Annotated in this window: 21 protein-coding genes; 9 read left to right on the plus strand and 12 right to left on the minus strand. The window is 44.9% G+C overall.

What is annotated here, in order from left to right:
• Nucleotides 1-299 precede the first annotated feature (299 nt).
• The 5 genes from QUB25_RS09685 to QUB25_RS09705 form a co-directional block, all read right to left on the minus strand.
• On the minus strand, nucleotides 300-1,559 hold the full coding sequence (locus QUB25_RS09685; RefSeq protein ID WP_333183013.1) for a glycosyltransferase: 1,260 nt from the start codon (nucleotides 1,557-1,559) through the stop codon (nucleotides 300-302).
• A 769-nt stretch (nucleotides 1,560-2,328) separates the two neighbouring features.
• Nucleotides 2,329-3,288 (minus strand): DUF362 domain-containing protein, encoded by a 960-nt coding sequence (locus tag QUB25_RS09690; RefSeq protein WP_333183015.1) that lies wholly within the window; start codon nucleotides 3,286-3,288, stop codon nucleotides 2,329-2,331.
• A 126-nt stretch (nucleotides 3,289-3,414) separates the two neighbouring features.
• A complete protein-coding gene (locus QUB25_RS09695; protein WP_333039953.1) occupies nucleotides 3,415-3,741 on the minus strand; it encodes a hypothetical protein in 327 nt (108 codons plus the stop codon).
• A 172-nt stretch (nucleotides 3,742-3,913) separates the two neighbouring features.
• Nucleotides 3,914-5,338, minus strand: a complete 1,425-nt coding sequence (locus QUB25_RS09700) for an aspartate ammonia-lyase (protein WP_333183017.1) — start codon at nucleotides 5,336-5,338, stop codon at nucleotides 3,914-3,916.
• 331 nt (nucleotides 5,339-5,669) lie between these two features.
• Complete coding sequence (locus tag QUB25_RS09705; RefSeq protein ID WP_445251940.1) at nucleotides 5,670-6,440, minus strand: SGNH/GDSL hydrolase family protein; 771 nt, start codon at nucleotides 6,438-6,440, stop codon at nucleotides 5,670-5,672.
• A gap of 198 nt (nucleotides 6,441-6,638) precedes the next feature.
• Here QUB25_RS09705 and QUB25_RS09710 point away from each other — a divergent pair, with 198 nt between their 5' ends.
• Nucleotides 6,639-7,019: a helicase-related protein gene (locus QUB25_RS09710; protein WP_333183021.1), complete on the plus strand. Its 381-nt coding sequence runs from the start codon at nucleotides 6,639-6,641 to the stop codon at nucleotides 7,017-7,019.
• On the opposite strand, the gene QUB25_RS09715 is transcribed toward QUB25_RS09710, so the two are convergent.
• From QUB25_RS09715 to QUB25_RS09725, 3 genes are all read right to left on the minus strand, one after another.
• Nucleotides 7,020-7,664, minus strand: a complete 645-nt coding sequence (locus tag QUB25_RS09715) for a peptidase M15 (protein WP_333183022.1) — start codon at nucleotides 7,662-7,664, stop codon at nucleotides 7,020-7,022.
• Nucleotides 7,665-7,855: 191 nt separating this feature from the next.
• On the minus strand, nucleotides 7,856-8,062 hold the full coding sequence (locus tag QUB25_RS09720; protein ID WP_333183024.1) for a hypothetical protein: 207 nt from the start codon (nucleotides 8,060-8,062) through the stop codon (nucleotides 7,856-7,858).
• A gap of 4 nt (nucleotides 8,063-8,066) precedes the next feature.
• Nucleotides 8,067-8,489, minus strand: coding sequence for a GIY-YIG nuclease family protein (locus tag QUB25_RS09725; RefSeq protein ID WP_333183025.1), 423 nt, complete (start codon nucleotides 8,487-8,489; stop codon nucleotides 8,067-8,069).
• A gap of 314 nt (nucleotides 8,490-8,803) precedes the next feature.
• Between QUB25_RS09725 and QUB25_RS09730 the strand changes: the two genes are divergently transcribed.
• The 5 genes from QUB25_RS09730 to QUB25_RS09750 all read left to right on the plus strand — a co-directional run bounded on the left by QUB25_RS09730 (nucleotide 8,804) and on the right by QUB25_RS09750 (nucleotide 14,167).
• Entirely contained in the window at nucleotides 8,804-10,918 is a 2,115-nt protein-coding gene (locus QUB25_RS09730; RefSeq protein ID WP_333183027.1) for a WD40 domain-containing protein, read from the plus strand.
• Nucleotides 10,919-11,022: 104 nt separating this feature from the next.
• A complete protein-coding gene (locus QUB25_RS09735) occupies nucleotides 11,023-11,442 on the plus strand; it encodes a DUF2281 domain-containing protein (protein WP_333183028.1) in 420 nt (139 codons plus the stop codon).
• Nucleotides 11,417-11,554, plus strand: a complete 138-nt coding sequence (locus QUB25_RS09740) for a hypothetical protein (protein WP_333183030.1) — start codon at nucleotides 11,417-11,419, stop codon at nucleotides 11,552-11,554. The genes QUB25_RS09735 and QUB25_RS09740 overlap by 26 nt, the downstream gene beginning before the upstream one ends.
• A 186-nt stretch (nucleotides 11,555-11,740) precedes the next feature.
• Entirely contained in the window at nucleotides 11,741-12,886 is a 1,146-nt protein-coding gene (locus QUB25_RS09745; RefSeq protein WP_333183032.1) for an iron-containing alcohol dehydrogenase family protein, read from the plus strand.
• Between the two features lie 99 nt (nucleotides 12,887-12,985).
• Entirely contained in the window at nucleotides 12,986-14,167 is a 1,182-nt protein-coding gene (locus tag QUB25_RS09750) for an aspartate aminotransferase (protein ID WP_333039972.1), read from the plus strand.
• A gap of 147 nt (nucleotides 14,168-14,314) precedes the next feature.
• Here the strand turns inward: QUB25_RS09750 and QUB25_RS09755 are convergent, their stop codons facing one another.
• Together QUB25_RS09755 and dapF are read right to left on the minus strand one after the other, a co-directional pair.
• On the minus strand, nucleotides 14,315-15,457 hold the full coding sequence (locus QUB25_RS09755) for a hypothetical protein (protein ID WP_333183034.1): 1,143 nt from the start codon (nucleotides 15,455-15,457) through the stop codon (nucleotides 14,315-14,317).
• A gap of 236 nt (nucleotides 15,458-15,693) precedes the next feature.
• Nucleotides 15,694-16,536, minus strand: coding sequence for a diaminopimelate epimerase (dapF, locus tag QUB25_RS09760; RefSeq protein WP_333183035.1), 843 nt, complete (start codon nucleotides 16,534-16,536; stop codon nucleotides 15,694-15,696).
• Between the two features lie 312 nt (nucleotides 16,537-16,848).
• On the opposite strand from dapF, the gene QUB25_RS09765 reads away from it, so the two are divergent.
• The gene (locus QUB25_RS09765; protein ID WP_333057289.1) at nucleotides 16,849-17,061 is read left to right on the plus strand and encodes an Hfq-related RNA-binding protein; all 213 of its coding nucleotides are present in this window, start codon (nucleotides 16,849-16,851) and stop codon (nucleotides 17,059-17,061) included.
• Nucleotides 17,062-17,164: 103 nt separating this feature from the next.
• Here QUB25_RS09765 and QUB25_RS09770 read toward each other — a convergent pair whose 3' ends face one another.
• Complete coding sequence (locus QUB25_RS09770; RefSeq protein WP_333183036.1) at nucleotides 17,165-19,480, minus strand: cation:proton antiporter; 2,316 nt, start codon at nucleotides 19,478-19,480, stop codon at nucleotides 17,165-17,167.
• A gap of 118 nt (nucleotides 19,481-19,598) precedes the next feature.
• On the opposite strand from QUB25_RS09770, the gene QUB25_RS09775 reads away from it, so the two are divergent.
• Entirely contained in the window at nucleotides 19,599-20,690 is a 1,092-nt protein-coding gene (locus tag QUB25_RS09775; protein ID WP_333039982.1) for an acyltransferase, read from the plus strand.
• Between the two features lie 395 nt (nucleotides 20,691-21,085).
• On the opposite strand, the gene QUB25_RS09780 is transcribed toward QUB25_RS09775, so the two are convergent.
• The gene (locus QUB25_RS09780) at nucleotides 21,086-22,204 is read right to left on the minus strand and encodes a formylglycine-generating enzyme family protein (protein WP_333183038.1); all 1,119 of its coding nucleotides are present in this window, start codon (nucleotides 22,202-22,204) and stop codon (nucleotides 21,086-21,088) included.
• A 476-nt stretch (nucleotides 22,205-22,680) separates the two neighbouring features.
• On the opposite strand from QUB25_RS09780, the gene QUB25_RS09785 reads away from it, so the two are divergent.
• Nucleotides 22,681-23,010, plus strand: a complete 330-nt coding sequence (locus tag QUB25_RS09785) for a hypothetical protein (protein WP_333183040.1) — start codon at nucleotides 22,681-22,683, stop codon at nucleotides 23,008-23,010.
• Nucleotides 23,011-23,021 lie beyond the last annotated feature (11 nt).

Below are 23,021 nucleotides of genomic sequence, written 5' to 3' on the forward strand. Positions count from 1 at the left end.
GATTTAAACTAAAAACCCTGTTAGTTTTGCCAGTTCCGGTGGAAAGGAAAATGAGTGGGTCACTCGATGGTTGAGAGTTGGTGTGGGATCTGGTAGTTGCCAAGAAAATGTAACCCGTTAAAGGAGACTTGAGAACCTATGGAAGAAGTGCGATCGCCCAGTAGAATTTGATGCTATTAAGTTTGAAAAAAACATCTACATCTAATGGCGATCGCTCACCCCAACCCTTGCCTTTACAAGACCTCCAATTGCCGTGGCTACCTTAATGAAACCTGTCTCAATCATAGGCAGAAGGATTCTTAACGCAGTTGAGTGTACGCCAAAACCATATCGGGAGCCTCACATACTTGACTTTCGGTGACTGGATGAGGCCGCGTTGAGTAGGCAATAGCCTGCATATGTTTTATGCGAGCTTGAAAAGTCTTCTCAAATGTGTGCTGTTGAGCAAACTTCAGCGACTTGAACGACATCGATTTAATTTCTTCTCGGTTGTAGCTGAGTGCTGCAATTTTCTTCGCCATCTGTTTAGGCTGATTCATTGGCACCACCCATCCTGTCTCCGACATTTCTGCAATTCCCTGGAATGCTTCGTTAGCATACCCAACAATTGGCACGCCAGCAGCCATAGTTTCTATGTAAGTACAAGAAGGATCGCCCTGCCGGTGACAGCAAACAAACAAATCAATATTGTTCTTAACAAAGGGGAAAAAATCTGTTTTAAAGTCAGGCACTCCGAGCATTTTCACGCAATCATTAAGTTGATTTGCAGCTATTTGCTGGTGCATCATCTCTTCTAAGTCACCAATACCACTGATGAACATTTCAAATTTCACCTTCAGTTGTTTGAGTTCTCTAGCGACCTCAAGTAAATGATCTGCTCCTTTCATCTTAATTAGGCGACCTGAGAATACTAGCCGAAGAGGCATATCTTGAGAGCGGTTTTCAGTGCGACGTTCAATGTCAGCTTCTGTTGCTAACATATCCTCTCTAATCCGCGTGTCCAAGAACAACTGTGGGTTGCGATTGAGCTGCTTGTATTCTTGGTATGTAGGGGTGCCGTTGCACTGCAAGCCCTCTGCCATTGCGATCGCCTTGCGCTGCTTATATTCCTGACTGTAAGTCCAGATTATTCTCCGCAAGCGAATCAGGGGATTTCTCGTACTCACATTCACGATCTGTTTGCGAGTTTTCAGACTGTATTCGGAAACGTAAATACACGGTACTCCCGCTATTTTACACACTTTACTGATATGGTTCTGTCTGTATTCCGGGGCTGCCAATACCAGCGCACTCTGATGCTGATGTAGTAAAGCTGGGGTAATTTTATCAAAACAAATTATTTCCAGTTTGAATGGCAATAGATCAAGTTTGAATATTTTTGCATCCATCTGGTCGTTGTCTTCTTTCGTTTCTTCCATCATCACAGTAATATCACCCGACCAATACTTGGCTAACTCACCAACTGCTTCAATCAATTTGCGGGTGAGTAAAACTTCACCGTTTGGCAAAAACTTGGCTTTTAGTGGCTGTACGATTGTCAGATTGTTGTTAGTAAGCATAGGGAAGGTAGTTCCTGATTTGAAGTTTTTACGGATGCGGTAGTGAATCTTTGCTGTACTTTGCAAGGGCTGTTGATCGATCTATATAACAGACATCTACCGAATTTAAATTTCGCCGCCTGATACAAGCAACATTTCAGACTCTGTTTGGGAGATATCTAATACTTAAGATGGACGCAGCAACTCGATTAGACCTTTATTATTTAAGGTAAGGTCTGTTTGATATGTCGCCATCATCTGCGATCTACGTATAACTGTCAATAACCTTTTACGAGCTTTACTCAATCTTTATAATTGAGCGGTCAATTATAAAGAAAAGCGCAATTATAGGGTAAATTTGGTTAAAACAAGGGCTGTTACAAGTGTTTATACTTAAATGAAATTATCTAACTGCTTCTAGCTAGCAAGAATGAGCGCCAGTTGCGAGTACGGCGAGGCAAATGCTTTAAGTAAGTCGGCGCGAAAAAACGCCCCTAGGTAAATGAGGGCCAAGTCTCCAAATGCTCTCTACTGGCTGATTTAAGCCTGTTTACATAGTGTTACATTATGCGGTTTAGTCCCGCCTACCTACTTACTGGCTGACTTAAACCTGTTTACATAGTGTTACATTATGCGGTTTAATCCCGCCTACCTACTTAAACCATAAACTTATAAGAAATTTATTAAAACTTTACATAAATAGATATGTTGTAATATAATAATATTTCTTTACAATTAGCAATGGAAAGCAGAAGGAATAAAAAAAACAAATTTTACCCTTCTGTCTTCGCTAATGCGAAGCCTTGATGCTGAACTTTTCTTTAATAAACCGGATATAAAGGTGCTTAAAGGCCGACTTCACCACGCGGGGCATACCAAAGTCAATTGGCACCATGCTTTCCGGCAACTTCCAATCCAAAACCTTGAGAGTTTCCGGCTGCAAAAGCGGAAAATCAAGATCCTCTAAATTCGAGCAAAGTCCCAATCTCATCGCCGCAGCTACAGTGGGAACCGCCGCCGGATCAGCATTAATAATTTCAACTAAAGTTCTGTCCAAAGCAAACACATCATCAGAGGCGGCCAAAATTCCCAAAAACTTCGGTTCGCCGCCGCTTGGTCCATTACCTTCGTGACCGATAATGCCATCCAAAATCGTCAAATTTGGGTTGATTGCCCGGGCAGTTTCTACCAGCATTTCACCGAACCTGGCGCTATCTTTGCCAGCTTCCATGTGCCACCAAGCCTTCATTTTGCCGGGGACGCAGCCGAACAAGTTTTTCACGCCCATTGTCACGGTTAATTGAACGTGAGATTTGAGTTTGGGCAAATTAATCACTACATCCGCTTCCATTGCTTCTTTGCAAATTCGCAGATGATTGAAATCTTCGCTGACAGTTTTGTAGCGTTTTCCTTGAAACTCAACTACTGGCAAATTCAGTTCTTCCAACAGCGGCAAATAACCGTTGGCTTTGGCTACACCCATAGCGCTACCAAAAGCTGGACTATCGCCTAAAAAGGGTTTTCCTCCCGCTTCAATGACCATTTTAGCGACGCAGTAAACCAATTCCGGGCGGGTGACGCATTCTTTTGTAGGGCGAGAACCTGTCAGGAGATTGGGTTTGAGTAAAACCCGATCGCCCGATTTGACAAAAGCCGAGATTCCGCCCAAGGGTGCGAGCAAACTTTCTAAAGATGCTTGCAAGATTTGGCGATCGTATGAATTGGCACGAATTAAACTAACAGCAGACATAATTATGAATTAATTTGTAATTGGTTATCGATGCGGGAACAATCTCAATGTAACGCACGCACGGATCACCCTGCTTAGGGTGATCCGCGCGCACCTTACCAAGAATAATCTCAATACAAATGAGTCCTAAGTATTCATCGGCAATCTACCAACTGCCGCCCGCTGCATGGTACTAACTCGCAGCGAGTTAGAGAATACTCCTTGACCTTGCAGTTCAGGGATAGCAGGTTTAACTTCTACTTTCACCAACCGGGCAGTGCAGATAAAAACCGTTTGATCTGCTAAATGGAAAGTCAACCAAGGTTGATTTAACAAATGCAGCACTTCCTCTTGGAATTCTTGTGCAGGCATCGGAATAGTAAAGGTTTCTGCGTGACCTTCCACATAATGAAATGTCACTTGAGTCGTGTTCTCTTTATCTTGAGTTAATTTTGCAAAAGAACCTGCGCGCATAAATCTTGCTCCCAAACTTTAGACTATAAAAAATCCAGAATTAAATCTCAAAAAATTGAGTTCTGAATTGTTTAACTTTAACCTGTGACAGCACTTAGGCAGAACTCAGAAGGCAGAAGGCAGAATTAAATCGAGTTTAGCCTTCTAGTTTCTAGCTGATTCCTGTGAGATCCTAAACGTTAGCAGAAGATGTTGGCATCGCACTCATTTTCTCTAAATCTAGAACTTTTGCCAAGTCTTCTGCACTCATTAAACCCCTTTCTAGCACAATTTGCCGCAAAGATTTGCCAGTTTCTAGAGATTCTTTGGCGACGGCGGCGGCGTTGAGATAGCCGATGTGAGTGTTGAGGGCGGTAACGAGGGCGAGACTGCCTTCTGCGTAAGCGAGACACCGATCGCCCTTAGCTTCAATTTTGGCGAGGCATTGTGTAGTCAAAGCGCTGATGGTATTGCCCAAAATTTCGATGCTGTGAATGAGATTGTAGGCAATCAGGGGCATCATCACGTTCAATTCTAATTGTCCCGCTTGGGCTGCCAGGGCGATCGCGCTATCGTAACCCATAACTTGAAAACAAACCATCGAAGTCATTTCTGCCATCACAGGATTGTATTTTCCCGGCATAATTGACGAACCAGGTTGCACAGGAGGCAGTTGAATTTCTTTCAAGCCCGTTTTCGGCCCGGAGTCCATCAAACGCAAGTCGTGGGAGATTTTAACGCAATCCTGAGCGAGATTTCGCAGTGCACCGGAGACATTTACAAACGGTGCCATACTCTGCATAGCTGCCATTAAATGCTTTGCTGGTTTCAGGGGGTGATCGATTAATTCTGAGAGAATTTCAGCAACTTTTTGACAGTATTCAGGGTGAGTGTTTAACCCTGTTCCTGCTGCACTTCCCCCCAATCCCAGGGATGTCAAATCATCGGATGCCCTGTCAATTCTCAAGGTATGTTCTCTGAGAATTTGCGCCCAAGCGCCGAAGGTATCGCCGAGTCGAACCGGCACAGCATCTTGCATATGAGTACGGCCGGATTTAACGATATCTTTGAATTCTTCGGCTTTGTTTTCTAGGGCGACTACGGCCTCTGACAAAGCTGGAAAAAGAGTTTTTTCTAACGCCAACAATCCGCCGATCCGAATCGCCGTCGGAATCACATCATTTGTCGATTGACCGTAGTTTACATGATCATTAGGACTAACGCGCTTGTAGTTGCCTTTTTCATCGCCCATAATTTCTAAAGCGCGATTGGAAAGAACTTCATTAACATTCATGTGGTGAGAAGTTCCGGCGCCCGCTTGGTAGACATCAACTACAAATTGATCGCGCAATTTGCCAGCTAGGATTTCATCGGCTGCTTGGACAATTGCTTGACTGATGTCTTGGGGAATGCAGCCGAGTTCGCCATTGGCGATCGCCGTTGATTTTTTAATTAAAACACAAGCATCAACGTAAGTTGATAAAGGCTTAATGCCGCTGATCGGGAAATTTTCAATAGCCCTTAGAGTTTGGATGCCGTAGTAGACATTAGATGGGATTTGTTTGTCTCCCATCGAGTCGCTTTCAGTGCGATAGGTTGTGGTTGGCTTTTGGGTCATATTGTCTGGTTTGTGATAATTAGGAATTGCACGCACAATTTTTTTGTAACAGCGCTGACTGCCACTGCTGCTTTACCGGGTTCGCTGGCGCCGAAAAGCACAAGTCACGATTGTAGAGAATTATCTCACACTTTGGGGCTCAATCTCAAATTAATCCTAGTTCCAAAAAGACTGCAACTGCAAGCAATATCTAAACCTTTGTGATACAAGCAATCTCAAATCTTAAATCGTACAAGGGCGAGCGCACTCCAGCAGATAGACTCAGATATAATCATAGAAGTAAACCCATTTCACAAGATTCTTAAACTAAAATATGTGCTAAAACCCTAGCCTAATTCTGTCTTTTTTTCCGTTCCATTGTATTGAGTAGTTGCGACAGATGCTTGTTGATAATCACATACCCCTGTTCATTTAAGTGTAGTTCATCTGCTCTGTATTTCCGCAACATCATCCCCTGACTATCGGCAAGAATAGAGAAGGTATCAAGCACTATAGTTTTTTCTCCAGCTAATGTGGCGATGTAGGCATTCACTTCTTTAATCGCCCGACTTATCTCATCAGACCAAAAAGGCTTGCGCTGTAGTGGCACTTCTCCTACTGGGAAAATAGTAGTCACGATCGCTACTGCACCTAGATTCCTAGATTCTTCTACAATTCGCTTAATATTCGCTTGACAATTGGCAACGATCGCATCTCTGCGTTCGGGAAACAAGCCAATGGTTTTCAGATCGTTAATACCAACCTGAATGATTACTAAATTTGGTTTTAAAGGGCGCACATGAGCGGCAAATCTTTGGATCGTCTGAACTGAGGTTTGAGAGCTAATTCCCCGGTTAATGAACTCATATTCACTGATATTAGGCGATATCCAACTAGCTGCTCTAGAGTCACCAAAGAAAACCACACGAGTTTGAGCGGTATCAGTAACTTGCTTGAGATTTGTAGGATATTCGTTCAATCCCAGAGGATCTAAACGAGTTTGATTGAGCTCGCGATAAAACTGTTTAGCTCGACTGTAGAGACTAATATTTAGAAAAATTGAACTTCCCAGCACTACTAATACCAGAGTGCTCAACAAAATACTACGTTTGGTCAATATCATGTTTTTAGGCTTGGGCTGCAATTTACTCTCACATCTTACGATCGATTAAGAGTTATCTACCAGCGCTGTTAGCTGCATAGGACTCCAATTCACCCTAAGTTATATTCCTTCAAATTCTCCCATCGCTCAACCCGAATTGTTATTAACTCTACATCGGTTAACGCGTCATGCGCTCCTTTTTTAATTATCGGTGAATTTATGGAACAGTTGGATGCGATCGCCAAAATTACCGAATTGCCTCTGATTACGGGGAAGACAAAACAGGCAGATCGCGATCGGTTATACCAAGCATTCCGTCACAAAGAGATTCCCGGATTAATTCTATCTCGCGTGGGCAATTTTGCCGTCGATTTACCCGATGCCGAGGTGTTGATTCAAGTATCGGGAAAGTATGGTTCTCGCCAAGAAGAAGCGCAGCGCCTCGGACGAATTCTCCGCCCGAAATCTGACGGATCTACTGCGAGTTTTTATACATTAGTCTCGCTACAAACTTGCGATGAAGATTTTGGCCGACACCGCCAACTATTCCTCACCGAACAGGGCTACAACTATCGCATAGAAGTTCAAAAAGATGTTTAGTCAGCGATCGATAAATTCTTGGTAAAACTGCTCATGCAAACCTAAGAAATTATCCATTCCCTCCTTTGTCAGATACCCGCTTTTCTTACCAGTGTGCGGGTTTTCTACGTAGCTATAAATTACTTTTGAAACATTAGGATTCTCACGCCAACTAATGTTGAACGCTGCATACTTTGGGAAAAAGGTCATTTCTGCATAAGCATCAATGCGGTCATGTATCCACCATGCCAATGCTGTCCAATCTTGAGTGCGTTCATAGTAAGGGATGAATGATGTAACAATAATACATACTGTTGCTCCCATATACCCATCTGAATCTTTTACGTCCCAGATATGTTCTGCATAGTTGGACTCATTACTGGCACAGTTGTACTGATTTTTATTCTCTGCTCCTTTGGCGTTCACCGCACAAGAACGATAGGCTGAGCGGATACTAATCCGACCAAGCGCATCTTGAATTGGTTCAAGCACCCTCTCACACAAATTCTTTCCTGCTGCGATCGCCAAATCAGGATCGCTAGGAATGTTAGGGATACCTTCAATTTGAGAGATTTCTGAATAAAGAAACTCACGCATGAAAAAACTCTTAGAGAGTTGAACCCGTCCTAGCTCTTCCAAAGCTTTAACAGTTTGTGGTTTTCTCATAGACTGAACTACAGCAATTAGAGGTGAATACCTTAATGTTACAATACTGACAGATAATTTAGAAGCATTGTTTCAGCCAAAAGCAACGTTCCGGTTGAGTGGCTAGAAATAACTTTTGCATCACCACCAATATCTTTCGGTAGTTCGATCCAACCGGGTTGTTAGACCGCCGCGATCGCCAGTTGACGCTGTTATTGTCCGCGTCCTGGTTTGCAATCTGCAAAACCTAATGCCTCTGTGTCAAGGAAACTAGCGATCGCCATCTCAATAACTGCTTCGATTGGATATTCAATTTCAGCAGCACGAGCAATTAGGGCAGCACGAATTCCTTCAGGAAAACGTCCTAAAATAACTTCGGCATCAGCGAGGGAAAGTTGCTCTTGAAGTTTGGCTTGCATGGCTTTACATCTCAGTTGGAATTTGGACGTTGTAAGGGGGTTCAGCAGCTCTTAGAATGATGGCTTCTAGCTCCAATAGTAACGCAGGGTTCTCAAGCGTGAGAAATTGTCTGTACTGCAATCCGTATGTCTTCATCGCTATATTTATCGAGCCATGCCCAAAAAAAAGCTTTGTGCCCACCACTGAAGCGACCTCGTAAGCTCTTGGTTTTACCGCGATGTAGAGCAATCCATCAGTTCTGTGCCTGATTGCATAAATGCCAGGACGCGCAGGAATGCTCTCAAACCCACGGGTCAAGGGTTGACATTGCTCAAAAGGAATGAAAGCAATCGCGTCTAGAATTCTTCGCGCTTGGATTTGTATGTCAGAATCATTCGTTGGCATGAAGGCAAGAAGGCTGATTGCACAGAAATCATAATCCCACAAATTCTGTTACAACCATCATCAACTAGGGATGGTTTCCTGCGCGATGGCACAGAGAAGGCGATCGAGCCCGAGCTGATTTGAGCCTTGACAGTGCCTGTATTTTTCTAGGATATGGGAAAGGGACAAGCGATCGAGTTTTACCTGCGGGTAAAAAATGTAACGTTATTTCCGTCAAAAACCCGGTTTGTGCGTCCAGGAGTATCAATATGAAATTAAATCTAAAAATCAACAAGTGCAGAATATCTGGCAACCATCCGAATTATACCTCCTAACATCCTGCTACACTATTAATAACCGCATCCTCACCCACATTTATGCTTCCAGCAATCATCGCTGCTATCGCTCCCTACATATCGGGAGTGCTCTCACCCATCGCCAGAAATATCGGCTACAAACTAGGAGAAGCCTTCGGCAATAACTCTCAAAAGTACCGAGATATTCTGATTCCCGCTCCCAATAACTCATCTGATTCGACTGAGATAGAGCGAGCAAAACAGCGTTATTCTCAAGAAATGCTGGAATACGCGAAGGCGAAAGATACCAGAGATCGGGAATTGTTAAAGCTAACAGTAGCACAAACAGCGCGTCGCATTGAGTTGCAGGAACAGGAACAGCGAGACAGACTGAAGTTGGCAGCCTTGCAGCGGGATTTGATGCGGGAATTGCAAGCAAAGGATATTCAGGTCAAGCTGGCTGAAATTCAAACAATTTGGGATAAAGATACTTGGTTTTCTAAGTTAAATCGAGAGGAAACTAAGCAGATTTTACTTCAGCAGCAACATCGCCTCTTAATCTTACTATCACCGCCCAAAATTAGCAAGCGATGCCCGGAAACCTTTTGTGAAGATTTGCCCATTGAAATGAGAAGTGTGGGAGATTTTCTCAGACAGCATTATCCTCAACAGGATGTCTTACGCCCAGTTAAGTTTTATAGCGACTATTTCACAGAGTCGATTGGTGATATTGATGTGGAACGCTTGCAGCGAATTTTATCTCCGGTTCCGACTACAATTTTATATAGCGATATCAGCGACTATGCCGTAACTTTTCGCGTCGGCTTTTGGGGATTCCTGAGTAATCAGGAAGTCTCCCTGTTTTCTACCAAAGTTTTTGACTGGGAAGAGGCAAAAGATGCACTTTTAGCATCTGGGGTAAGTGAGAAAAAAGCCCTCCGCATGATTCGGCAGTTGATTGTAGCGATTCACAAGTTACTGGCTGGATTTTTGGCAGATTTGTATTATCTCAATATTGACCCCGGCTATGAACCTTTGTTATTTAATTTAAAGGATGAATTGGCTGAATATGGATTAGCAGAAGAGTGGGTAAAACCTTATTTTGATATTCTTCAGGATATTCAGCGGCGACAGGGAGAACAGTATGAACAGGAGTTGAAAAAGCTGATTGAGCAAGTAGAAGCGGAACGTCAATCTCAAGAGGCTGCCAAAGCTGAAGCAAAACGCCAACAACAAATAGAAGAAGCTGCCAAATGTGAAGTAAAAAGCCCACAACAAATAGAAGAAAAAATCCTTAGAAAAACTCACTCCTTCAAATGTGTAAAAACTATTAATGGCGTAGGTATGCCATCTGTTGATTGCGTAGTTATTAGTCCAGATGGCAAGACTTTTGCTAGTAACAGCAGTGGAAATTGCAGCAAACTTTGGAATTTGCATACAGGAGAGGTAATTCGTACTTTCTCGGGGCATTCAGTTGCGGTTTATTGCGTTGCTATTAACCCTCATGGAAAAATTTTAGCTACTGGAAGTTATGACAGAACAATTAAGCTGTGGAATCTAGAAACTGGACAAGAGATTACCACTCTCAAGGGTCACTCAAGTTTAATTCGGTCTCTTGCTTTTAGTCCAGATGGAGAAACTCTTGCTAGTGGCAGTCAAGACAATAGTATCAAACTGTGGAATCTGAAAAACGGGCAGGAAATTCGCACTCTCACTGGACATTCATACTCGCTTTGGTCTGTCGCTATCAGCCCGGATGGAAACACTCTGGTTAGTGGCAGTTATGACAATACTATCAAGGTTTGGAATCTGAAAACCAGACAGGGATTTCGCACTCTCACAGGCCATTCACAGTCGGTTTTTTCCGTTGTCATCAGCCCGGATGGACAATTTATTGCTAGTGGTGGTGGAGACAACAATATCAAGATTTGGCCTCTGAAAACCGGAGAGCTAACTCACACTCTCACAGGGCATTCACAGTCGGTTTTTTCCGTGGTCATCAGCCCGGATGGACAAATTATTGCTAGTGGTAGTGGAGACAACACTATCAAGCTTTGGAATCTGAAAACACAGGAAATTCACACTCTCACAGGGCATTCAGCCCAGGTTAATTCGGTCAGTTTTAGCCCGGATGGAAACACTCTGGTTAGTGGCAGTAATGATGGGAGTATCAAGATTTGGCGGTGTGATGGGTGAAGTAAGAGGGAAAGATAAAAATTATGGTCGATTTGCCAATATGGAACTACAAAACTTGACTGCGTGAGAAATAAACCGATAAACGCTTAGGGAAAGTAATTGAAATGTCAGAAACAATTAATTTTGAGCAAGCAGTGTTAGAGAATTTGCGACAGTTGCCAAGGGAAAAACAACAAGAAGTGCTCGACTTTGCACAATTACTCGTGCAAAAATCGGAACAGAAAAAGCCGTTACCCAGCGAAAGTTCTGAGTCTAACAGTTCGTCAACAACCGCACCTACTCTCAAGCTATCACTTAGAGAAATTGCTAGCCTGCCAATAGCAGAACGCCATAAAATACTAGCACCGTATATGGCTGCTACAGCGGAAGATTTTTTGACATATCCTGAATTAAGCGAGTTTTCGGTACTCGATGGCGAGGAGTATTTAATTGAGAAATGTTACACTCGCAGCCACGACACTTTTTTGAAAGGCTACGTACCCGAAGACGAAGGACTTTATGATGACTACAGTACGTTTGTCTAGATTAGATTGTCTGGAAAAGTTTTTGTTGCTAGCGAAAATCGGGCAAATTTCTCAACCAGATGCAGCAGCAGTGAAACAAGTCTGGGATTTGTACGTTAAGCCTCAACTTTAATCATAATTCGATCGCCCTTAACTCCCCAACTCCCCTCAACTGGGTCCTCCCATCCCCCAACCCCGCACAATACTTAATAAAAACTTTACAAAACTTACCCGATCGCCCAACATGGGTTAGAGTTATCCTATAAAATCCAGCAATCCTGCAAAGCGTCAACCTTCTCGTCACTTATCCAGTGGTTCGATGACTCAAACCCAAAGCACTAAAACCGCCACCCCAACTGCAATTTATTCCTTGACAATTGCTCCCGCCTGTGTATTGCGAGGTCGATCGGCCATCGCACAAGCCGGAGATGCGATCGCCCGTTTCGGAAAGCGGCCGCTAATCGTCGGCGGCAGCAACTCCCTCGTCGCCGTTCAACCCTACCTGCAACCAATCCTCGAACAGCAGCAGTTACAATCCGCTGAAACAGCCTACGGCAAGGATTGCAGCGAAACCAGCCTCGAAATCCTCCGCGCAGCAGCCCAAACCCATCAAGCCGACTTCATCATCGGTGTAGGCGGCGGCAAAGCCTTAGACGCTGCCAAACTCGTCGCCCATCAGTGCAAAATCCCGATCGTCACCATACCCACATCAGCCGCCACCTGTGCCGCTTGGACAGCCCTATCTAACATTTATTCAGAACAAGGTGCATTCCAATACGATGTCACATTAGCCAGATGTCCCGACTTATTAATACTCGACTACGGCTTAATTCAAACCGCACCGCAGCGGACATTAGTAGCAGGAATTGGAGATGCGATAGCCAAATGGTACGAAGCATCAGTCAGCAGCGGACACTCCGAACAAACCCTGATTATTTCAGCCGTTCAACAAGCTAGAATACTGCGCGATATATTATTCCAAAAATCAGCCGCCGCCCTCAAAGAACCCGGTAGCGAAACCTGGCAAGAAGTCACAGATGCAGCCGTATTGCTAGCAGGAGTAATCGGCGGAATTGGCGGCGCCCAATGCCGCACCGTCGCCGCCCACGCCGTCCACAACGGTCTAACTCATCTATTAGCAAGTCACGGCACATTGCACGGCGAAAAAGTTGCCTACGGCATTTTAGTACAACTGCGACTAGAAGAAATGCTGCAAAACAATCAACTCGCCGCTAGCGCCAGACAGCAACTGCTAAAATTCTACGCCGAGATTGGATTACCCCAAACTTTAGACAACCTCGGACTCGGAGACATTACAATCACAGAATTGCAGCGCGCCGCCGATATCGCCTGTAATCCCAATTCCGACATCCACCGACTGCCTTTTAAAGTTGTTCCCCAACAATTAATGGCAGCGATGGTTTCTACCACCGCACCTGTGGGAGAATTAAAGATTAAGAATTAAAACAGTTTGTAGTAAGGACTAAAGTCCTGAAAAGGCTGTGCTAGCAAGGACGAAACTCCTTACTACAAACCAGGAAAACTGACAACTGACAAAAAATAAATGACCTTGGATTGGATTAGCCCTGCTGACAGGTTGCAAAAACTACCGCCCTACGTATTTGCCCGTCTCGACGAACTCAAAGCCCGCGCCCGCGAACAAGGACTCGATTTAATAGACTTAGGAATGGGGAACCCCGACGGTGCCACTCCTCAACCAGTAGTAGAAGCCGCTGTCGCAGCCATCCAAAATACTGCAAATCACGGCTATCCACCCTTTGAAGGAACTGCCAGTTTCCGCCGTACTATTACTAAATGGTACAGCCGCCGCTACAATGTTGAACTCGATCCAGAAAGCGAAGCATTGCCTTTGTTGGGTTCTAAAGAAGGTTTAGCACATTTTGCGATCGCCTATATCAATCCAGGGGACGTAATATTAGTACCAAGTCCCGCTTATCCGGTATTATTTCGCGGCCCGATTATCGCGGGTGCAAAAGTTCACAACATCATCCTCAAACCAGAAAATGACTGGGTAATTGACTTAGCGGACATTCCCGACAGCGTAGCCGAACAAGCCAAAATACTTTATTTCAATTATCCCAGCAATCCGACTGGAGCAACTGCACCCCGCGAATTTTACAAAGATATTGTTGCTTTCGCACACAAACATCAAATCTTGCTGGTTCACGACTTGTGTTATGCGGAATTAGCCTTTGACGGCTATCAACCGACAAGTTTATTAGAAATTCCCGGCGGTAAAGAAATCGGCGTCGAATTTCACACCATGTCCAAAACCTACAATATGGCCGGCTGGCGCGTCGGTTTTGTAGTAGGAAATAGCAAAATTATCCAAGGTTTGCGGACATTAAAAACTAACCTAGATTACGGTATATTTTCCGCATTGCAAACAGCAGCGGAAACAGCACTGCAATTGCCCGATAGTTACTTGGACGAAGTGCAGAATCGTTACAGGACTCGCCGGGATTTCATGGTGGAGGGATTGGCAGAATTAGGGTGGAATATTCCTAAACCTCTGGCTGCCATGTATCTTTGGGTTCCCTGCACTCCGGGCATGAGTTCAACTGATTTTGCCCTGAATGTTTTGCAGCAAACGGGTGTTGTGGTGACTCCTGGTAATGCTTTTGGACCGGGCGGCGAAGGATATGTGAGAATTAGTTTAATTGCAGATTGCGATCGACTGGGAGAAGCATTGCGGCGCATGAAACAAGCAAACATTCGATATTAGTCAGTAGTCATTAGTCATTAGTCAGTAGTTATTGGTTATATGTGGGTTGTTAGTTGTTAGTTGTTATTGGTTATTTGTTGGTGATAATAACCAATTCTCAACTGACAACTGACAACAGTCAACAGTCAACAGTCAACTGACAACTGACTATAACGTTTTAATTTGCTCAATCACCCAATCAAAAGTTTCCATAACTTGCTTGAGGGCAGATTCGTCTTGCAAAGTAAACAAAGCCAGACTCGGCGACCTTCTCTCACCCGGTTCTGTAGGTAGCGACAGACCGATCGAACTCAGCTTACTTCTCAATTCCAGCCAATTTTGTTCCGCATTAAAAGGCTGTTGGGAACCATAATTATCAGCAGAAATCTCCATTCTGCCAGCAATATCTACAGTGAATAACTGATAGGGTTTTCTGCCCTTTTGAGGCAATTGAGCGGCGAAACCGCCGTAGGCGTCCCCCGTTCCCCACTGGATTTGAACTTCGGGTTCTTGACTTTTTGCCCACAAGTAAATTGCTTTTGCCATTAGCGCCTCGTCTGCGCCTCGTCTAGCTTTGATTTCCGCAAAAAATGAAGATTCATCCCAGCGCCTTCTTTCGCGCGTTGCGCTGGATTTTTTCTGCTGTGCTTCCGCTGTCTGACCGATCACTCTGGGAACCAGCGTTTTCAAACCATCTTCACTTACATACTGCTTAATTTCCAGGGCCAAAACTTCAACCGGGTCCATTTGTTCGTTGAGAAATTCCACAACTCGGCGCATTTCAGCGGAAATCTCGTCAGCTACAAACACTAAGCGAACTTTACCTGCTTGCAAATTAGTTTTAACCTTCTGCCAAAATAGGTCTTCGTTAGCATTTGCACCGAGAAACTCTTCAAAAATATGTTCAGGATCGCGACCCCGATCGCGACAATTAGCTTCAAACAGAGCAATAATTGAATCGACCGGCCAGTAAACCAACGCATTAGCAGCATAGTCGATCGACTGACCCAAAACTTTTTGGCGGAGTCCGGCATTAGGAGTTCGCCGCACATCCACCAAAGTAGGAACGGCATTTTGGTCGAGAAACAAATGATCCAGCGACCACTGCACCGCTGTTTCCTCATCGCTGGGTGCAGCTTCCCGCGAAATTAACAGCCACCTGCGCGCCGTAGCCCGATCGATTTGGTCTCCCGCTATCAAGTTAGGATAAGTTACTAGCAAATCTTGTAACTGGTCTTCCGAGTCGTAGGGCTGTTCCATCATTTCTACCAGCCTGTCGTCGTCCTGAATCAGATAAATACCTCCAGCCATGCAAGCCCACCTACTTAATTTTAGATTTTAGATTTTAGATTTTAGATTTCAGGCTTAGTTATTAGTCTTCAGTCTTCAGTCCGCCGCCAATAAGTTGTGAAGGCAGAAGGCATTGGTCAGAATTCAATAAAAATTTTGAATTCAATAGTTTTTATTGTTTGTTCCTTCAACAAAAAAAACCTTCTGACCAGTGACTAATAACTAATAACTGATGACTGATGACTAATGACTAATGACTAATCACTCATACAACCAGTAAATACTCGCTGTGCCGGCCCGGTCATGTAAATCCGCCCAGAAACTTCTGCCCATTCGATTTCCAAAACGCCGCCTGGGAGTTCAACCGCAGTTACCCGATCGCACTTCCCTACCAACACTCCAGCTACCACAGCAGCACAAGCACCAGTCCCACAAGCTAGAGTAACACCCGCGCCTCTTTCCCACACCCGCATTTTTACATAGTCTGAACGTACCACTTGAATAAATTCCGTATTGGTACGCTGCGGGAATGCTTTGTTGTGCTCGAATTGAGGCCCGACAGTTTCTAAAGCAACAGCCGAAACATCCTCTACAAACGTAATGCAGTGAGGATTACCCATGCTGACACAGGTAACAGACCAAGATTTATCAGCAACTTCGATCGGCACATCTATAACTTTGGCATCCGGTGCAGCCAAAGTTGTCGGAATTTCCGCCGCCAGCAGCCGGGGAACCCCCATATCCACCTTCACCTGACCGTCCGATCGCAATTCCGGGGTAATCACACCAGCCAGAGTGTGGATGCGGTACTGAGTTTTCGCCTCTGACCCTTCCAAATCCGCGATAAACTTAGCCAAACAGCGAATCCCGTTGCCGCACATTTCCGGTTCCGAACCGTCGGAGTTAAAAATCCGCATCGTATAGTCCGTGTCATTTTGACCCGGAAGAGCAAATATCACACCGTCTGCGCCAATCCCGAAATGTCGATCGCACAAATCCACAGCTTGTTCTGGCGTGAGCACCGGTTCTGACGAGTGGCGGTTGTCAATCAGAATAAAATCATTTCCCAGTCCGTGATACTTCGCAAACTCGATCGGCATAAAAACAAACCTCTTTTGGTTAAAACTGATTAGATAATTTGATGACCAAATTACCCATTTCCCAGTATTATAAAACTTTATGCAATTTATAGTCCTTTATAGTGAAATATAAACAAATATAATATTTATAACTCTACAGGGATATCTAATTAATGCTGATGTCTATGGCTCAATGAATATCGGTCGAAAAGTAACCGCCAAGCAGTTTCTCTCTCATCGGGTAGAGGCACTTGTAATTGTGGCAATAAGGGTTAAACGGTATAAACAGAAGAATATGGTTTAAGGTAATATTTGACTATATTTTTCTGAACTATGTCTGAATTTGAAACCGGATTGCCCAGCGTTCGCTTAATACAAAGCTACATCAAAGACAAACAACAGGTGGAGATCAAACTCCTGACCGGCGACTTAGTAGCTGGCAGAATTTTTTGGCAGGATAATAGCTGCATTTGCCTCCTCGATCCCTCAGAAACACAAATTCTGATCTCGCGGCCAGCAATTGCTTATCTCAAACCCAACGGCTGAGAGTGGGGAATGGTGAATGGGGCATGGGGCATGGGGCATGGGGCATGGGGCATTGAGAATAGTTTCTTTTTCTGCCCACTGCCAACTGCCCACTGCCCGCTGACTAATCGCTAAACAGCTTTTCGATGACTTGGGCCTTGACCAAAGGCACCTTTAAAGCAGGTTGCGGCACCGGTGGTGAGGCCGTCCGCTGCATCAAGCCGAGCTCGTAGAAGCCACCGCACAGCAGCAAACGATCGCCTTCTTGCAAATTCGTAGTTCCGTCGGGCCAGCGAGTAAATTTCCCTTCCCGGCGGATCGCCCGCACCTGCACCCCGTACTGGGTTAGCACATCTACCTCTGACAGTTTTTTGCCGGCCCAAGGGCTCTTTGCTGGTAGCCTCAGCCACTGGCAAGAACTGTCGCCCTGCGGCACTGCAACTTCCCCCTTCGCCAGCAACTCAAAACTGATGAGTTCTTCCGGTTCTCCTACTACAAAAAGTCGATCGCCCGGCTGCAAAGCTGTCTTCCCGTTAGGATAATCAATTTCCTCGCCATTCTCGCGGACTATCGCCATCACGCTGGCCCCTGTCAACTGCCGCAAGTTAGTTTCTTCCAGAGTCATGCTGGCAATGGGAGAACCCGACGGCAAGCTGTACCACTCGCTGTTCATATCTCGAACCGCCACTTTCAAATCCCGCGAAACCGCCAAAGGTTCGCGCGGTGGCCGCAATTCCAGATAGCGGCTGCTGCGAATTTGCTGCACATCTCGCCCGATCGCCATTGCCGAGAGCCCCATGCCAGCCAGCAAGTGGGAAGACAGTTCTAAACTGGCTTCAAACTCCGGCTGCACGACTTCCCAGGCCCCCAGTTGGTAAAGCAGTTCGATGTCTTTATCTTGGTTAGCGCACACCACAATATCCAAATCCGGGACTAATTCTAAAGCCCGCTTCAGACACAAGCGAGTGCTCATGGGATCGGGAAGGGCGATCGCCATTGCTTTTGCCCGTTCCACCCGGGCGGCTTCCAATACGTGCAAGCTGGCAGCATTCCCGTAAATGTAAGGAATTCCTTGCATTCTGCAATCTTGAATTCTACTTTCTGACTCGTCGATAACCACAACTGAACAGTTGCGGCTTTGCAGCATTTTGACTAAAATTCTACCGACTCGCCCGTAGCCGCAAACCACAACATAATTTTGTTCCGGCAAACTTTCAGCTATTGCCACAGGTTGAGATGTTTCGTCAAAATAGCGCTGTAAAGGCCCGAAATTTTCCGCCCATTTCAATAACTGAGGCACGCTTCTCAACACAAACGGAGTCAGCACGAGGGTGACTGCTGTCGTGCCTAAAATTAACAAGTAAACGTCCCGCGAAACCAGCCCCATAACTTGACCGGAACTAGCGAGTACAAAGGAGAATTCTCCTATTTGAGCTAAGCCCAAACCTGTGATTAATGCTGTTTTTAGGGGATAGCCAAATAGTCGGACGATCGGCGCGATGATCAAGAATTTGCCGATAAATACTAGAAATACCAGTCCCAGAATTAATTCTAGATGGTTCCAGAGAAACACCGGGTCGATTAACATTCCGATGGTGACAAAAAATAAGGATGCAAAAATATCTCGCAAAGGCTCGACATAAGTTAGAGTTTGGTCGGCATATTCCACCTCCGAAATCATTAAACCCGCCACAAATGCGCCCATCTCGATGGAAAAACCCAAATATTCTGTAAGCAGCGCAATCCCTAAAGCCAAAACCACAACTCCCAGCAAAAACAGTTCCCGACTTTCTGTTTTCGCCAGGTAGCGCAGCAACTGCGGTACGAGCCAAATGCCCGCGCCTACAGCACCGATAGCAAATAACCCGATCCGCAGCAGGGCCCACGCTACCGTCATGCCGATCTCTTCTGCTGGCTGATTGAGTGCCGGCAAAACGGCTAGCATTAGCCCCAAAGCCAAATCTTGAACTACTAATATTCCCAGCATGACTTGACCGTGGGAAGTACCGGATTCATTGCGCTCCATCAAGCACTTGAGTACAACGGCAGTCGAGGAAAGCGACAGAATCGCTCCTAAAAACACCCCTTGAGCAGGCGATTCTACCCAGCCTACAGCCAAGGAAATTCCAGTAGTAATGGCGATCGTCAGCACAATTTGCAAGCCCCCCCCGCCCAAACTAATGGTTTTAACTTTCTGGAGTTCGGCGAAGGAAAATTCCACTCCCAAGGCAAACAACAGAAAGGCAACCCCGAATTCCGCCAGGGTGTCTACCTGAATTAATTCTTTAATCAGCCCCAAACCTGCCGGCCCAACTACGATCCCTCCCAGGAGATACCCGAGAATTACCGGCTGTCGCAATAGCGATGCAAAGAGTCCTCCTGCTGCGGCAGCAGCGAGAACTAGAACTAAGTCAACGATCAGTCGGAAGTCTTCTTGCACAAGTTTATGAAAAAAGTATAAAGTTATATTATAGTGTCTAATGTGTTGACTATGTTTAGGGCGTTGACTATAGTTGAGGAACAAGCACAACGGCCACCCTTGACCCAGGTATTTTCTCATGGCACAGAGTTCAACTCCTCACAAAAAGCTTAACCTCTTGCAAGTTTATCGAGGGATTGCGGCTGTTTTAGTGGTAATGTTTCACCTCAACGATATGAGTGCTGAGAGATTAAATCAAGTTACTTTTTTTAATTTATTTCAGGCTGGGTGGAGCGGTGTTGATTACTTTTTTGTATTGAGCGGTTTCATCATGGTGTATGTTCACCGATCGGCGATCGGTAAAAAGGATCAGTTAAAATCGTTTTTAGTCAAACGTGGCGTGCGAATTTACCCTATTTACTGGATAATTACTCTAACAGTTTTGTGTTTCTTTCTAGTAATTCCTGGTTTTGCTAACAATAAAGATTTAAGTTTGGGACAGGTAATTTTGTCGCTGCTCTTGATTCCTCAAAAGGACAAGCCCATTCTGGATGTAGGTTGGACTTTAATTTACGAATTATATTTTTACTTCCTGTTCAGTATAGCTATCTGGTTGAAACCTAAATATTCGGTGCCTATACTTTCGGCTTGGCTATTGGTAACGATTTTAAACTTTTGTAAACTTATAAGCTTCCCCAAATCTTTTTTCTTGCTAAATCAAGTATTTGGCAATATGAATCTAGAATTTGTTCTGGGCTGCTTGGCTGCCTATATAGTGATTAAATGTAACAATAAGATTGGTAAGTACAGGTGGATATTGTTTGGAATAGCAAATTTAGGATATGTTATTTTAGGAATGCTCGTCGCATGGGGAAACATAAAGTTTGAGCGCGTCACTACTTTTGCAGTGCTAGCCGCTCTATTAATCATTGCTGCCACCTCGATCGACCTCAAAGATTCTCCGAAAATACCTCAGATTTTCACGTACTTAGGAGATGCCTCGTACTCGATATTTTTAACTCACGGCCCGCTGATTTCAGCAACTACCAAATTGCTGCAAAAGGCAAATCTAGGAAAATATTTCGATAGCTTTTTTGCACCTGCGTTGGTAGCACTGATAACTGTAATCGCTGGCTGCATCTTTTACTCTTTAGTTGAAAAACCGCTGACAGTTTACCTGCGGAAAAATATAGTTGAAAAAATGGGTCTTCCGAAGGTACAAGCAAGCTAATTGCAGGGTGATTTCGGAGTTGGTAGGGTGCGTCGCTATATTTAATCTAGGTGAAAAATCGAGAATGCTGGAAGCATAGAACTTACGCACCCCAGGTCTATAAACCGGGTTTTTTAGCGAATCTGCGGGTCACAATTGAGTATTTTCGTAAAAAAACCCGGTTTCTGATTTCCCCTGCGTAAGTCCTGTATCTTTAATCTCCGTAAAAAAAAATCGAGAAATTTTTCAGCGACGCACCGCAGATCCGAATCAGTTCGATCGCAACATATTTTCGATGGTGCGTCGCTGTGAGATGCCGATCGCATTTGCAGATTGTAGAAAGCGACGCACCCTACAAATAATGGAGAAAAAAACAAAAAGGGCTAAAGAGAAAAGAAGAACCCTTGCTGGACAAACTAGGAGGGGGAAGAATACGACGACATTGCTACGCGAACACCCTCTATCAAAGAAGAGCCGATGCCTTCTTGATACGGGCTGTGACACAGGTACATCATGCGGTACCACTGGGGTGTATGACTGATAGACTCAAGCAACATCCTTGTTGAGAGTGAGATAATACCGCCTGTCGATTCGGGGCCTTTATCGGTATTATCCAAGCCACTATTGCCACACCATTCCGCAACCTTGCCGTGCATATCGTAAAGTCCAAAAGCATTGGGCCCAAAACTCCCCACATTCTTTATTTGGCGATGAAAACCCTGCGGTGCATCAAAGTCGAGATGATTGCCGTCACGGTTAACTTGTTGGATAATTGACAAATAATCACCCTCAAATGGGGCTGCTGTTGCATGGGCACGACAAGCATATTCCCATTCTGCTTTACTCAGAAGACGATATTTTTTACTGGTTTTTTGCGAGAGTTTTTTACAGAATCTAAATGCCTCCCGCCACGATACATTTCCAACAGGACGTTTTTCGCCTGTGAAACTCGATTGGTTGGTTTCATTTCCCATAACTGCTTCCCACTCTGCTTGGGTGATGGGGTATTTGCTTGCATAAAAAGCGGGTATTGTGACTTGAGGCTTCTCACCTTCCCCATAATCTCTATATCTATCAACTTCTGTTACTGGCGACTCTACCATCAATGTGCCACCGGGAATGTAAACCATTTCCAACACAATTCCATTTCCTAGGTCTTCGGGGAAGTAGAAAGCAAACGACTTGCTGCGCCTGCTTTCTCGTCCATTAGAATTAACAGTGATGACATCAAAATCAAAAATATAGTTTTGTAAATGTTGTTTTATCTTCTCCTCATTTCTATCTTTCAGTAGTGAATAGACAGCTAATTTAACCTGTACTGACTCATCCTGCAATGCTCCCAGTATCAAATCTAATCCTGCATCTCCATAATTCAGCGCTTCGGAGAGTGCGGCGATTTTAGCTTCGACAGAGGGCAAGGCCAATCGGCTTTTAACGCCGGCAATTCCTCCCTGTACCGCCGCACCTACAGGAATTGAATTTTGCCCCCCCTTGACTGCATCGTATTCTCTGGGTCGATCGCGATCGCTTGGCATGGCATTTTAACCTCTGTAATATCTACAACAGTGGCATTTAAATAATAATTATGTCAAATATTGAAAATTTATAATATATTTGACATAAGTGTTTCTGTGTCCTGTTAAATGCAGCGCACGGAAGTGAAACATCTCAGTATTTTCCCACAATCCCAGATGATTCGCTGCGATCGCCCTCCACTCAGAATAACAAAATTATACCGCGCTCGAAACCGTGAAACATCCTGTGATGCAGCTTTGCTACAAAGTCGGCAAATAGCGCCTTGCGCTCCGCTAAATCCCGATACATTTGCTGACTTGGCGCAAGTCGTAATAGTGCGTTATCCTTTGCGGTGAGAGGGTACTAAAATTAGAATTTTTGGGTAACATTAGCCAGACAAAGATTAAGGATATCCGTCATCACAGCGACTGGGAATCGAGCCAACGGCGGACAAAGTGCGAAAATAGTTGCGGGCGCTATTTTTGGATGCAGGCTATTGAAAGCAAACATTAAGAAGGCGATTTTGAGCGGGGGAACGATCGCGAGCATTCTCAGTTTGGTATCCCCGGTACAAGCTTTGCAGGTGAAGGGGACGCCGGCAAACCCCGAACTAGGAGATACGCTGTCAGTAATGATTCAGGTAAACAGCAGCAGCGGATCTCCAACGGTTTCCGTACAGCAAAAAAACTACCCAGCTTTTCCTATGGGCACCAATCGCTTTCGGGCCCTGCTGCCGACGACGCCGCTCAATCGCCCCGGTACCCGCCAAATCCAAGTGGCGGGAGACGGAAAGGTGCAAAATTTGAGCGTACAAGTGCGCGTTTGATCGCACATCCC

It is taken from the genome of Microcoleus sp. B3-D7, from assembly GCF_036705305.1.
Lineage (GTDB): Bacteria > Cyanobacteriota > Cyanobacteriia > Cyanobacteriales > Microcoleaceae > Microcoleus.